The organism is Stenotrophomonas humi (assembly GCF_001431415.1).
In the GTDB taxonomy this organism is placed as follows: Bacteria; Pseudomonadota; Gammaproteobacteria; order Xanthomonadales; family Xanthomonadaceae; genus Stenotrophomonas; species Stenotrophomonas humi.
Genome location: NZ_LDJI01000016.1, coordinates 1 through 13855 on the forward strand (window position 1 = coordinate 1; position 13855 = coordinate 13855).

Below are 13855 nucleotides of genomic sequence, written 5' to 3' on the forward strand. Positions count from 1 at the left end.
CCCCTCTCCCGCCAGCGGGAGAGGGGCTTATGGCGCGACAGCAGTGCTTACTTCTGCGCCTTTGCCGCGTACACGCGGTACTCCTCCTGGGTCAGCTTGCCGTCCTTGTCGGCATCGGCGTCATCGAACACCTGGGCCAGACCGGCATTGGCCTGCGATTCGGCCTTGCTGATGCTGCCGTCGCCATCGGTGTCGACGCTGGCCCAGCTCTGCCCGCCACCGTCGGCGGCCGAGGCACCCTGGGCCTGCTCGGCGGTCTGCGCCTGGGTTGCAGCCTGGTCCTGTGCGTCCTGCGCCATGGCCGGCAGTGCCAGCGCGGAACCCACAAGGGCAACCAGGGCGAACAACGGGGTGCGATTACGAAGGGTCATCAGGTGTTCCTCGTCTTTTTGGGGAAACGCACGGAAACTCCGCACGCCCCTACCGTGACAAGCTGCAACTGAATCGTCCTGACCCCGCAAATCGCTGCAGAACAACGTGTTAACCAACACGCCGGCGAATGCGGCTACCGCCGTGGTTAGACCGCCGTGAAGCAGATGTAACGCGATGATTCGAGTGTTCCATCCATCGCGTTTAAGCCCGCCCGCAACCGCGTTTAAGGCGCATCGGTGGTATCGCGCAAAGATTGCCGCGAACTGAACAACCACCAGCCAAGAGCCACACCCAGGGCAACACCAATCAGCTCCAACACCACGCGCGTACCCAGTTGATCCGGATCGTGGATGCTGGCCAACGCCAACTTGGCGTACAGCGGCGACTCCAGGCCCATCATCCCCAGATAGAACAGGTTCCAGCTGTCCACGCCCGCTGCGATGACCACCGCCAGCAGGCAGGCCCAGGCGATGGCGTGCCCCGTCGACAGGCCGGTGCGCCTGCATACCTGCCACCACAGCGCAAACACGACGAAGCCGATCGCCAGGGCAATCAAGGCCGCTTCCAGGGAGCCCAGCAGGCCAAAGTGCAGAACCAGATTCATGGGCGCGGTGGGCTCAGGGCGGCAGGAACGCCCAGTCTACCCGCCTCGCCCATGCTCACCGCACCGGGAAGTCGTAGGCGGTGTCAGGGGTCGGTTCGGGCTTGAAGGTGAAATGCCACCACTCCATCGGGTAGTTGGCAAAGCCCTCGGCACCCATCGCATCCAGCAGCAACCTGCGATTGTGCTGCTGCGCGGCCGTGATGTCCGGGCTGGCGGTATGTGCCAGCGGATCGAAGCGGTCAAACCCGGTGCCCATGTCCAATGGCTGGCAATCGCCCTGACGGCACTGCAGCAGCCCCAGGTCGAGGGTGGCGCCGCGGCTGTGGCCCGAAGTCTCGGCGATGTAACCGTCAAGCAGGCGGGACTTGTCCACGTTGGGGTAATAGCGTGCCTTGGCCTGCTGGTCGCTCAGGTCATGCGCCCAGGCCACGAATGACTTCACCGAATGCGCCGGGCGATAACAGTCGAACAGCTGCAGCGTGTAGCCCTGCGCGCGCAATGCGTTCTGCACCCGCGCCAAGGCCTGCGCCACCGGCTGCAGCAGATAACAGCGTGGCGCCTCGTAGCCAGGCACCACGCGCCCGGTGAAGTTGTCGGTGGTGGCATAGCGCATGTCCAACACAAAGCCCGGCGCCAGCGTGGCGACATCCACCATGTTGGCGTCGGCGGGCGTGGTGGCCGGCGATATCTCCACCGCCATCGCGTTGCCGGCAGCGACCGCCAGCGCCGCTGCGATCAGCGTGCTACGGGCAATCGCCGATGCGTTGGAACTGCAGATCCTGGTAGTCATAGCTGAAATCGATCTCCGGGTCGATGGCGCGCATGCGCATGACAGAGTGCTTCGCATCGCCGGAGAATTCCAGCCATGCCTCGGCGTCTTCGCCTTGTGTATCCCAGGCGACAAACCAGCGCTGGCCGCTGTGCATCACCTTGCCGCTCATCTGCGGCGATTTGATCGAGGAAAACCGCAGCGCACCGTCATGCGGACACAGCTGCACCTCGCCAAACCAGGCATCACGCCAGATGCCGGTGTTGTTGCCCGAAACGCTCGGCGTTACCGGCTGGCGGTCCGGCATCGCCGGGCGCACATGGCCCGCGGAACGGCGCTGCGCAGCGTCCTGGTCCATGCGTTGCGCGTAATGCAGCACGTCGTGGCTCGCAGCCGGGGCGGTGTAGCGCTTGAGCATGGCCTGCATCAGGGCAGTGCGGGCGTCCTCGGCTTCGCCATTGATCAGGATCACCACGCCGTTCCGGGCATCCGGCAACAATGCCAGCGACGAGTACATGCCCGACAGCGTGCCGGTGTGCGCCACCTTCCATTGGCCGTCCATGTCCGACAGGCGCCAGCCATAACCGTAGGCGAGGAAGTGGGTATTGTCCCAGTCGCGCAGGCGCTGGCTGATCGGCATCGGCATATGCGCCGTCCACAGCGCACGACGCTGGGTGGTATCAAGCCAGCCCGGTGCCTGCGTGGGATCCAGCAGCACCTGCATCCAGCGCAGCATGTCGTTGAGACTGCAGCGGATACCGCCAGCCGCCATCGAAGGAAAGTCGTCCACGCGCGCCGGATCCGCCGCAGCGGCGATGTTCCTGTTGCCGTCGCGATAGTGCGGGCGGGCGATATTGCCGAGCTCAGCGGGCGACCACTCGCCCACCTGGCAGCGCTGCATGCCCAGCGGTTGGAAGATCTCCTGCCGCACCAGCACCGAATACGGCTTGCCCGCGGCGGCCGCGGCGACTTCGCCGGCCACCACGTACAGCAGGTTGTCGTAGGCATAGTCGGCGCGGAAACTGCCCGTCGGTTTCAGATGTGCCAGCCCGGCAATGATGTCGTTGCGGTCAAAGCGGTTCGGCTCGGGCCACAACATCAGGTCGCCGGCCCCCAGGCCGAGGCCGCTGTTGTGGATCAGCAGGTCGCGCACCTGCATGTTGCGCGTCACCCACGGGTCGTACATGCGGAACTGCGGCAGGTACTTCGTCACGGGGTCGTCCCAGCGCAGCGTGCCGGCCTGCACCAGCCGCGCAAGCACTGCGGCGGTCATCGCCTTGGTGTTGGAGGCGATCTTGAACAAGGTGTCGTCATTGATCTCCGCACCCTCGCCCACCGCCAACTCGCCGCGGGTGATGCGCCGGACCACCTTGCCATCCTCGATCACGCCCACCGCGATGCCCGGCAGCTGATAGCGCTGCACCGCCTGGTCGACCAGCGCGTTCATCCGTGCTTCGTCCGTGTCGGCGGCGAGCACGGGGCCGGCCAGAAGCGCAGCGGTGGTCAGCAGCAATTTCAGTCGCATCGTCATGACTCTCCACAAAAGCGAACGGCCCGCCGAAGCGGGCCGTCCTTAAACGCTACATCAGAAGTTCCAGGTCACGACAAGGTTCGTGTAACGCGGTGCCTGCCAATTGGTGCCCTCAGCGAAGTAAGACATCTTCGTACCGGGAGTGCTCTCATAGCGGGAGTGCACGTTGACCACGGTCTGCCGGTTGAGCAGGTTGTAGACCGACAGGCGCGCCTTCAGGTCGATGCCCTCCACCGGCAAGGTCCACATCACACTGGCACCGAGATCAATTACCCACGGCATGCGACCGAAGGCACCGCGCTCGGAGTACTCCAGCTCACGGGTCGCCCAGGTCGAGCAGTTGGCTTTGCACAGCCAGCCCGAACCACCGCCACTGTATTCACCCGGGCCACCCGCATTACGGTTGTCGTTCGGCCACACCACGCCGAATGCGGTGATCGGGCCACCCGAGCGGGCCGACAGCGTGCTACCGAAGGACCACTGCTCGTTCAACTTGAACGCACCACGCAGTTTGAACTGATGACGGGCGTCATTGAAGGTCACACCAAAGCGCTCGTTGACCGCCGGGTGATCGTAGTACTGCACCAGATTGGTGTCGTTGTAGCCGGTGTCCGAATTGACCGGCCCTTCGATATTGCCTTCGCTCTTGGACAGCAGGTAGCTGGCATTGAACGACCACTTGTCATTCCAGGCGCGGTCGATCTGGAACTCCAGCGCCTTGTAGGTACGCTTGGGCCGCTTGTAGCCCATGATGTTGCCGCTGCCCAGGGCCTTGTAGCCGTCCTTGGACGAATCCAGGCTCACCCAGCTGTTGGTATCCGGACACCACAGCTGGTTGGTTTCACCCGGATTGATGATCGGCCAGTCGCCCGAGTACCAGTCGCAGCCTTCAACATGATTGATGCGCGCATCTTCCACCGCACGCGTCATGCGGCGGTAGGTGGCATTGACGCCATACGACCATTCCTCGTTGAGCGCCTGCTGGAAGCCAAGGATGTACTCGTCCTGGAACACCTGCTTCAGGTCGCGCGCCACTGCCGTGCGCACATCCGTCGGTGCCGGGGCATTGTTTTCGGTATTGACCGGACCGATCTGCTGACCGAGCACCGGAACCTTGTAGGTGTTACCGCTTGAGCTCTGCTTCTCTTCCCAACCATTGAACACGTAGTAGGTATGTTCGTCGGTTGTACCTCCACCGAAGTAGTCGGTGAGCTTGTTGGTCAGCGGGGTGTAGTAACGGCCCGCGTTGCCGAACACCTTCATCGAGCCATCACCCTTCACGTCCCAGCTGAAGCCCAGGCGCGGCGAGATCATGTCGTTGAACTTGGACTTGGCAAAGGTGGCACCCGAGGCCAGCTTGTTGTGGAACTGGTCGAAACGCACGCCGAGATTCAACAGCAGGTTCGGGGTGACGTTCCAGTTGTCTTCCAGATAGAACGCCTGCGCCTTGGTGCTGACCGGCGCACCAGTGACCTTGTAGCGTGCGTCAACGAAGTCGGTGACACCTGGAGGCAGCGCCACGCCATTGACGGAACTGCCCGCGTCTACGGAGAGCACCTGATAGGTGGATCCATCGCCCGGGTAAATCGTCGAGCTGGCTGAATCCATCACCTCCTGATCCAGACCGAAGCGAACCAGGTGGTCACCCAAGGTCCATTCAAAGTCCAGGCGCGCCGCTTCACGCTTGTCTTGACGGTTGCTGATGGCTTCGTTGGTCGGATGGCACCCTACGCCTTTTTGTTCGCCATATATCTCCGTGTAGCTCGACGCCACGGTGATGATGCTGCATTCGCCATCCGCCGGGCTGTCGCTTACCGCACTGCGCTTGTTGACGCCGTACATTGCCTTGGCGACAAAGTTGTCGGTGAGGTGACCGGTATACGTCAACGACCAGTTGTCACCACCGGAAGATCCGCTGCTCTGGCCACTGGAGTCACCGAAGGTGTTGCTGTCCCAGTTGTAGTTGTCGTAACTGCTGGTCACCGAGTCGGTCTTATCGGAGAACGCAAGCAACTCCAGCAGGTGGTTGTCATTGATGCGCCAGTCGAGCTTGGTGCCCCAGAAATCGTTGTTGCTCTTGGTCTTCCACGCTTCGGAGTTATCGACGTCCTGCGACTTGCTGTCGCGGTTCTCGTACATCGCGAAGAAGAACAGCTTGTCCTGCATGATCGGGCCGGAGGCCCACACATTGGTCTTGGTCAGCGGGGCACGATCGCGGCTGGTGCGATTGCGCTCGTCAATGGTGCCATCGCTGTGGAAATGATCCTTCCGTTCCGACGCCCATGCCGACGGCTCCATGGTGACCTGCACGCCGCCCTTGAACTCATTGCCGCCCGAACGGGTGATGGCATTGATGACGCCACCGGTGCTGCGACCGAACTCGGCAGAGTAGCCACCGGTCTTGATCTGGAACTCTTCATAGAAATTGAAGGGAACCTCGGAGAAACCCTGCCGACGGTAAGGATCCGTGACGTTCAATCCGTTGATGTAGGCCACGTTCTCGGCCACGGAGGAACCACCGAAGCTCAATCCACCAAAGCTCGAACCGGAGTCGACCACGCCCGGCGCCAGCAACGCCACGGCAGCCACGCTCTGATCCACCGGCATGCGCGCCAGTTCTTCGCGCTTGATGTTGAACGAGGACTCGGTGGAGTACACGTCCACGCGGTTGACGATCTTGGAGCCAACCACCTGCACCGAGTCCAGGGTGACTGCACCGCTGTCGCCGCCGCCGAGATTGACCGTGGTGGTGCCGCCCAGCGACACGTTCACCGCCAACGGCTCCTTGTCGGTCTGCCCGTCACGTTTCACCTGCAGGCTGTAATCACCCACCGGCAGCTGACTCAAACGGTAAGAACCGTCGCTGCCGACGGTGACGCTGCGGGTCAAACCCGTCGACTTGTTTACGATGGTGATCTGGTCACCGGAGCTGGCGCGGCCTGCGATGGCACCGTTCGCGCTCTGTGCCATGGCGCTCGGTGCCATGACGCCAAGACAGGCACCCAACGCGACGGTCAATGCCGCCCTTTTCAACATTTTCGTGTTCATCCCCTGCTCTCTCCTGCAGATGTTGATCGGTATGTAAGACAACGGTTACGACGTTCTGTTACCTGGACTCCGGCGCAAGGACCTGCGTCTGGAAGTCGTATTGCCATTGGTTGAAGTAGAGGTTCCCCCCGGACCACTCCACTTCACCGCGCTGCAGATCGACGGTCTCCGAGCGGAAGTGCTGCTTTGCAGGCACGAATGCGCGCGAGTAGTCGTCGTTGAATGCGATCCGGTAGGCATCGAGCCCGCCGAAATAGAAATCACGCTCGGCCGGCTCCGTGCTGGCCAGCGCACCTGTGCTCACGTCCATGGGCACCCAGCCATAGGGCGCCAGGTACATCGCGCCCCAGTCATGCAGGTTGTTGTAGCCAACCTCGTTGTCGGAAAAGACCATGCCCGACTGCCAACGCGCCGGGATGCCATTCATGCGCAGCAGCGAGATCAGCAGCAACGTCTGCTGGCCACAATCGGCGTGGCCTGCATGCAACGCGTAATCGGAGATGTTGCTGATGGTGGAATACTCGCGTGCGCCGCCCCACGGAATGGCGTCGACCGCAGCAAACAGCTTCCTCGCAACGCGGTAAGGATTGGTCTCGTTGCCGACGACCCTGCGCGAGAACTCCCGCAATGCCGGGGTGAACACCACGTGCGGCGCGCGCGCGGCCAGATACGGCGCCAGTGCCGGGTCTGCCGGCGTAGGCAATACCTTGTCCGGGTCGATGATGAAACGGCGTGCGGAGATGGTGAGCTCATAGCTGACCGAGAACTCGGTCGGCGTGCCGGCGACCGCCTTGCGCTCCAGGTAGGCCGTGCGCTGCATCGTGTCTTCCGGCGCGATCTGGGCACCTTCCGGCACGCTGCCCAGCCATTGGATGTTCTCCTGCTGGCCCGGGATCGAACGCGGGTACGGAATCCACGCGCGCACGGTTTCACCGGCGGGCACCGCGTCGGCGTCCACCTGTATCGACTGGGTGATGCGGATGCGGTTGGGAGTGATGCTGGTCAGCCCGCTCTGCTCGGACGCCTTGATCACTGCAGCATGGTGCGGGCCCAAGCGCTCATACGGGCCGGGGCGGGACGATTGCTTGTCCGGTGCGCGACGCGCAGAGGCCTGCGGGCTGAACAGAAACAGATTGCTCGGCGCCCGCTTGAACCAGCGACGCTGCCCGTCGATGTCCAGGTGCTCGATCAGGCCGGCGTCATCCCACGCCTTGAATTCTTCATCACGCAGATCGGGAATCGACTTGCGCACGGCAGCTTTGGCCTGCGCTTCGTCCAGCGTGAAGTCCAGGCGCATGCGCCGCATCCGTTCCTGCTGGAAGGCATAGGCATCGCGTGTCAGTGCATCCGTACCCGGCGCCGCCAGGGCCTTGTCGATTTCCGCCTGGGCCCCGGCGAAGTCTCCCTGGTCAATGCGGGCTTCCAGCGCCGGTAACGACGTGGAGGGCGCCTCACCGGCCTGCACCGCCCAGATCATCGCCATGCAAAGTGCGGAAACCAGCGCCTTGCGGGCGAACGGGACTCGGGCAAAGCATGCAGAATCGGCGATTGAAGCCACAGCGACACATCCGGAAGGTGCGGGGGTGGTAAACGCTGTGTAACACGCACCCGGTAGCGGGTCAATAATTTATTCTTGCTTTCGTGGGAGAAAGGAATAAATATTCCCAGAGCATCTCAGAGGGGAGCTTCGATGAACGCCATCCCGACGCTATTCCAGCGCCGACGCCTTGCCCCGCTTTCGCGGGCGCTGATTGTTGCAGTGGCTTTGTGCGCCGGGCCTGCGTTCGCGCTGTCGCCGCCCCCGCCTGCCAGCGCGCCGATCTATGCCGGCATCATCGGGTTGGAGGAGAGTTTCCTCGCGCCGCAGCACTGGATCGCGCAGCTGCCCAACCCCGATGCGGTGATCCTGGACCGCGCCGGCATCGACGCGCAGAACGCGCGCATGCGCCAGCTCGACAACTCCATCCACGATCTGCGCGCCCTGCCCACCACATTGCCCCGCGCATTCGTGGCCGAACAGATCAACGGCATTTCACGCGCCCCCACCCGGACCCTGTACGACGTGCAGGGCAAGGAAGTGGGCAGCGCGCAGCTGAAGGCCGTCACCGACAACGTGGCGCTGGACCGCATCGGCGACAACCGCCCGATCCAGTACGGGCTGGTGGTGCACCGCGCTGCGCTGCGTGCGTTCCCGACCGCGCTGCGGGTGTTCAGCAGCCAGGGCGACACCGACATCGACCGTTTCCAGGAATCGGCGTTGTTCCCCGGTGACGCGGTGGCGGTGCTGCACGAGAGTGCCGACGGCAAATGGGTGTTCGTCAGCAGCGAACGTTATGCAGCGTGGATGGAGAAACGTTTCGTCGGCGTCGGCAGTGCCGAGCAGGTGTTCGGCTACGGCAAGGCCGCCGCGCACCGGGTGATCACCGGCGCCACCGCGCGCACCGTGCACACGCCGGAAGAACCGCGCGTATCCGACCTGCAGCTGGAAATGGGCGTACGCGTGCCGGTGCTCAGCGACTGGCCGGCGATGACCCCGGTCAACGGCCAGCAGGCCCACGCCAGCCATGTCATCCAGTTGCCGGTGCGCAATGACGACGGCAGCCTGGCGCTGGTGCCTGCGCTGCTGCCACGTTCCCAGGACACCGCCGCCGACTACCTGCCGCTGACCCAGGCCAACCTGATCACCCAGGCCTTCAAATTCCTGGGCGAGCGCTATGGCTGGGGCCATTCCTACGACACCCGCGACTGCAGCGGCTTCGTTTCCGAGATCTACCGCAGCTTCGGCGTGCTGCTGCCGCGCAATACCAGCGCGCAGGCGGTGAGCCCGGCGCTGGACCGCATCGCCTTCAACGACAAGGACGGCAAGAGCAAGCGTGACGCCGCCATCGCCGGCCTGAGCGTGGGTGACCTGATCTACATCCCGGGCCACGTGATGATGGCCATCGGCCAGTCCAACGGCATGTCCTGGGTGATCCACGACACCTCCGGTGGCAGCTGGTTCGACGCCAGCGGCAAGCGCGTCCACGCCAGCCTCAATGGCGTCTCGGTAACTCCGCTGCAGCCGATGATGGCCAGTGACACCGCCAGCTATATCGACCGCATGACCAACATCCAGCGCATCCGCCCACAAGCGACCAAATGAAGATCACCGACATCGAACTGGGCATGCTGCGCGTGCCCCTGAAAACCCCGTTCAAAACCGCACTGCGTACCGTGGAGACCATGGAGGACGTGGTGGTGCTGATCCGCACCGATACCGGGCACACCGGCTATGGCGAGGCACCGCCGACGGCGGTGATCACCGGTGACACCCATGGCTCGATCATCGAAGCCATCAACACCTTCATCAAGCCGCGCCTGATCGGCGAAGACATCAGCAACCTCAACCGCATCTGCGGGCTCATCCAGTCCTCGCTGGAGCGCAACACCAGCGCCAAGGCGGCGGTCGAGATCGCCGTCTATGACCTCTGGGCGCAGCTGCACGGCGCACCGCTGTACCAGATGCTCGGCGGCGGTGACCCGGTGATCACCACCGACATCACCATCAGCGTGGACTACATCGACAAGATGGTGGCCGACTCGCTGTCGGCGGTGGAGCGCGGCTTTGAGTCGCTGAAGATCAAGGTGGGCAAGGACATCGGCCTGGACATCGAACGGGTCAAGGCGATCCACGCCGCCGTCGAAGGCCGTGCGCTGCTGCGCCTGGACGCCAACCAGGGCTGGACCGCCAAGCAGGCGGTGTATGCCATGCGCGAACTGGAGAACGCAGGCGTGATCCTGGAGCTGCTGGAGCAGCCGGTGAAGGCTGCCGACATGGCCGGCATGAAGTACGTGACCGAACGCGTCAACACGCCGGTGATGGCTGACGAGAGCGTGTTCAACCCGAACCAGGTCTTCGACCTGATCCAACAGGGTGCGGCGGACATCATCAACATCAAACTGATGAAGACCGGCGGCATTTCCAACGCGATCAAGATCGCCGACATCGCCTCGTTGTACGGCGTACCGTGCATGATCGGCTGCATGCTCGAGTCGAGCATCAGCGTGGCGGCGGCGGTGCACCTGGCGGTGGCCAAGTCCGGTGCCATCACCAAGGTGGATCTGGACGGGCCTTCGTTGAGCCAGTTCAACCCGGTGGAAGGCGGCGTGATCTTCAACGAGTCGGAGATCACCATCACCGACGCCCCCGGACTGGGCATCGTGGAGGTACGCGGGCTGGAGATGATCAAGCCGTGATCGCACGGACGACAGCACGCTGCACAGATGCAGTGGCTGTCGCTGCCCCGACGCACGCGCGGGAATCACACGCAGCACCTGCCAACGCAGGTGCTGTTTTGTTTTGGGGCACAGCCGCAGCGGCCACCCCCTCCCTTGCGCAAAGCGCAGGGGAGGGAGCGGGAGCAACAGCCAATGCAACAACGCCACCCGCGCCACAACCGCCCACAATCCCTTAGAGTCGCCACCGGACAACCGACAGCCTGCCCATGCCACCCCTGCTGAAAATCCGCTCAGAGCGCGAACAGATGTCGGCCATCGAACGACGTATCGCCGACTTCATCCTCGACAACGCCCACCTGTTGCGCGACTACTCCTCGCAGCAACTGGCCAATGCACTGGGCATCAGCCAGTCCAGCGTGGTCAAGTTCAGCCAGAAGCTCGGCTTCAAGGGCTATCCGGATCTCAAGTATTCGATCGGCGCTGCGGTCGCACTCGCCGGCAATGGCGACACCACCGATTGGCCGCCGGAAGACCAGCCCGCCGGCTACCTGCAGGCGGCCGAAACCCTGCGTCGGGCCAAGGCTGCTGCCGAAGAAGAAACCATGGTCGCCAACCCGCAGGCCGATGTGGAAGCAGTGATCGCACTGCTCGACAACGCACCCAAGGTCTTCATCTACGGCCTGGGCGATGACGGCCTGTATGCGCGCGAGTTCGCCATGCGCCTGTCGCTGCTGGGCATTCTCACCGTGCAGCACGCCGACCCCATCCTGATGACAGCCAATCTGTCAGCCGCGCGTCCCGGCGATGTGCTGCTGGTGTTCTCCGAATTCGGCAAGTTGCCGCAGCTGTGGCAGCTGTCGCGCCAATTCCAGGAAGTCGGTGGGAAAGTGGTATCGATCACCCGCCACACCGCCAATCCATTGCGCGCGCATGCAGATGCATCACTTGCCATCTGCGCGCACGACCTGCAGCCGCCCATCGCGCAACTGTTGTACCGTTGCTCGCTGCAATACCTGCTCGACTTCGTGTTCGTGCTGTTGTGCCAGTCCAATCCGGACAGGCAACGACAGCTGGCATTGAACCAGGAACGCATCCAGCACCTGATCGACAACTGACAGCCGGAGTCACCGCCATGCCAACCCTGTTCCGCTCCACTGCACGGCGCCTGCTGTCATCGCTGGCCTGCCTGTTGGTCCTGGTTGCACCCATGGGCTTCGCCGCGACGCCGCTGCACGACGCGCGTCAGCTGATCGTGGTCACATCCCCGTCCTGGGATGCACCATCAGGTCGGCTGCAGGCGTTCGAGCGCAGCGGCAGTGGTTGGACGGCACATGGCGAAGGTTTCAATGTGTCGCTGGGCCGCACTGGCAGCGCCTGGGGTATCGGCCTGCATCCGCTGCAGAACGATGGCCCGCAGAAACAGGAAGGCGATGGCCGCAGCCCGGCCGGTATCTTCAACATCGGCCCGGCATTCGGCTATGCCGATCACATCGGCAGTGCACTGCCATACCAGCCGATGCTGGCCAGCAGTTACTGCATGGATGTGCCGGCATCACCGCTGTACAACCGCATCGTCGATGCGACACAGGTGGGTACCGATGCGGTGAAGGGCTCGACCGAAGCAATGCGTCTGGATCTGCACAACAACGGCGACCTGCGCTACCGCGAAGGCTTCGTCATTGAACACAATCCCGCCAACGTCGCCGGCCAGGGCAGCTGCATCTTCGCCCACCTGTGGCGCAAGCCCGGCGAGGCCACCGCCGGCTGCACGGCGATGGAGCCGCAGCAGATGACCGCTCTGCTGGCCTGGCTCACGCCCACCGCCAAGCCGCTGTTCGTGTTGTTGCCCGATGCCGAGTACACGCGCCTTCAGCGCGACTGGCAGTTGCCGGCACTGGCTCACAGCGCGCGTTGATCGCCGCACCCCAGCAACGCAGCCCCCTCTTCACTTTCCGGTAAACGCATCCGTCCATGAGCGCCCGCACCCCAGCTTCCCGTTTCACGCTCTCCGCTCCCGTCAAGGTGCTGATCGCTCTGGTGATCGCCGCCATCGTCGGCCTGTCGCTCACCGCCTACGACCAGGCGCTTGCCCTGAAAGTCGCTGACGTCGTACGGCCCATCGGTCGGCTTTGGCTCAATGCACTGCAGATGACCGTGGTGCCGTTGGTCACCGCGTTGGTGATTGTCGGTGTCAATACCGCCAGCAACGCTGCCGCCTCGGGGCGCACCGCGCGCAATGCGATCATCGTGTTCCTGGTTCTGCTGGTCGGTTCGGCCGCCTTCTCCGCGTTGATCACCCCTGCCCTGCTGGACCTGCTGCCGCGTGATGCGGAAACCATCCAGACTTTCCGCGAGGCCCTGCGTTCGCCGACTGCCGCAGCCACACCGCTCAGCGCCGCGCAGTGGATCAGTTCGTTGATTCCCAGCAACGCCATCTCCGCCGCCGCGTCCTCGGCGATGCTGCCACTGGTGGTGTTTGCCATGTTCTTCGGCTTTGCGTTGAGCCGTCAGGAACCGGAACGTCGCGACCGCATCCTGGACATCATCCGCATCATTGCCGACACCATGATCACCATCGTGCGCTGGGTGCTGTGGGCCGCGCCGGTGGGGGTGTTCGCGCTGGTGCTGGTGGTCTGCGCCGAGGTGGGCATGAGCGTGCTTGGCGTGCTCGGCTACTACATCGTGCTGATGTGCGTGATCTACATCCTGATCACGCTGCTGCTGTACGGCGTGGCCCGCGTTGCTGCCGGAGAACCACTGCGCCGCTTCGCCGCCGCGCTGGTGCCGGTGCAGGTGATCGCAGGCAGCACGCAGTCCTCACTGGCGTCACTGCCGGCGATGATCGACAGCGCGCGCAACCGCCTGGGATACCCGCCGGCGCTGACTGCGCTGGTGCTGCCGATGGCGGTGTCGTTGTTCCGCATCACCAGCCCGGCGCAGTACATCGCCGTGGCCAGTTTCATTGCCTGGCTGTACGGCATTGATGTGCACGCCTCGCAGTACGCGGTGGCGGTGTTGCTGGCGGCGGTCATCAGCATGGGTTCCACCGGCCTGCCCGGCCAGGCCAACTTCATGACCAACAACCTGCCGATCACCCAGAGCCTGGGGCTGCCGGTCGAGCCGTTGGGTGTATTGCTGGCGGTGGACACGATTCCCGATGTGTTCTGCACCATCGGCAACGCCACGGGCGGCGTGACCGCCACCGGCATCGTCGCCAAGCACACGCGCACCACCACGGAACCGGAACATCCCGCCGAAAGTTGAAATGTGCAGGGACGATGGAAAGTGGAAGGGCGGGAGCTGTGCTCCCGCC

General features: G+C 63.7%; 11 protein-coding genes. 5 read left to right on the top strand and 6 right to left on the bottom strand.

What is annotated here, in order from left to right; translation table 11 throughout:
• Positions 1 to 47: 47 nt before the first annotated feature.
• The 6 genes from ABB26_RS08900 to ABB26_RS08925 all read right to left on the bottom strand — a co-directional run bounded on the left by ABB26_RS08900 (position 48) and on the right by ABB26_RS08925 (position 7801).
• Positions 48 to 371 (bottom strand): hypothetical protein, encoded by a 324-nt coding sequence (locus tag ABB26_RS08900; RefSeq protein ID WP_057633330.1) that lies wholly within the window; start codon positions 369 to 371, stop codon positions 48 to 50.
• A gap of 224 nt (positions 372 to 595) precedes the next feature.
• Complete coding sequence (locus ABB26_RS08905; protein WP_057633331.1) at positions 596 to 976, bottom strand: hypothetical protein; 381 nt, start codon at positions 974 to 976, stop codon at positions 596 to 598.
• A 55-nt stretch (positions 977 to 1031) separates the two neighbouring features.
• On the bottom strand, positions 1032 to 1676 hold the full coding sequence (locus ABB26_RS08910) for a M15 family metallopeptidase (protein ID WP_245626178.1): 645 nt from the start codon (positions 1674 to 1676) through the stop codon (positions 1032 to 1034).
• 43 nt (positions 1677 to 1719) lie between these two features.
• Entirely contained in the window at positions 1720 to 3270 is a 1551-nt protein-coding gene (locus ABB26_RS08915; RefSeq protein WP_057633366.1) for a serine hydrolase domain-containing protein, read from the bottom strand.
• Between the two features lie 60 nt (positions 3271 to 3330).
• A complete protein-coding gene (locus ABB26_RS08920; RefSeq protein WP_057633332.1) occupies positions 3331 to 6324 on the bottom strand; it encodes a TonB-dependent receptor in 2994 nt (997 codons plus the stop codon).
• Positions 6325 to 6382: 58 nt separating this feature from the next.
• Positions 6383 to 7801, bottom strand: a complete 1419-nt coding sequence (locus ABB26_RS08925) for a transglutaminase-like domain-containing protein (RefSeq protein ID WP_057633367.1) — start codon at positions 7799 to 7801, stop codon at positions 6383 to 6385.
• Between the two features lie 213 nt (positions 7802 to 8014).
• Here ABB26_RS08925 and ABB26_RS08930 point away from each other — a divergent pair, with 213 nt between their 5' ends.
• The 5 genes from ABB26_RS08930 to ABB26_RS08950 all read left to right on the top strand — a co-directional run bounded on the left by ABB26_RS08930 (position 8015) and on the right by ABB26_RS08950 (position 13806).
• Positions 8015 to 9466, top strand: a complete 1452-nt coding sequence (locus ABB26_RS08930) for a C40 family peptidase (RefSeq protein WP_057633333.1) — start codon at positions 8015 to 8017, stop codon at positions 9464 to 9466.
• On the top strand, positions 9463 to 10560 hold the full coding sequence (locus tag ABB26_RS08935; protein WP_057633334.1) for a dipeptide epimerase: 1098 nt from the start codon (positions 9463 to 9465) through the stop codon (positions 10558 to 10560). Before ABB26_RS08930 ends, ABB26_RS08935 begins: the two co-directional genes overlap by 4 nt.
• Positions 10561 to 10808: 248 nt before the next feature.
• Positions 10809 to 11657, top strand: a complete 849-nt coding sequence (locus tag ABB26_RS08940; protein WP_057633335.1) for a MurR/RpiR family transcriptional regulator — start codon at positions 10809 to 10811, stop codon at positions 11655 to 11657.
• A 92-nt stretch (positions 11658 to 11749) separates the two neighbouring features.
• A complete protein-coding gene (locus ABB26_RS08945) occupies positions 11750 to 12457 on the top strand; it encodes a L,D-transpeptidase family protein (protein WP_245626179.1) in 708 nt (235 codons plus the stop codon).
• Positions 12458 to 12513: 56 nt separating this feature from the next.
• A complete protein-coding gene (locus ABB26_RS08950) occupies positions 12514 to 13806 on the top strand; it encodes a dicarboxylate/amino acid:cation symporter (RefSeq protein WP_057633337.1) in 1293 nt (430 codons plus the stop codon).
• Positions 13807 to 13855 lie beyond the last annotated feature (49 nt).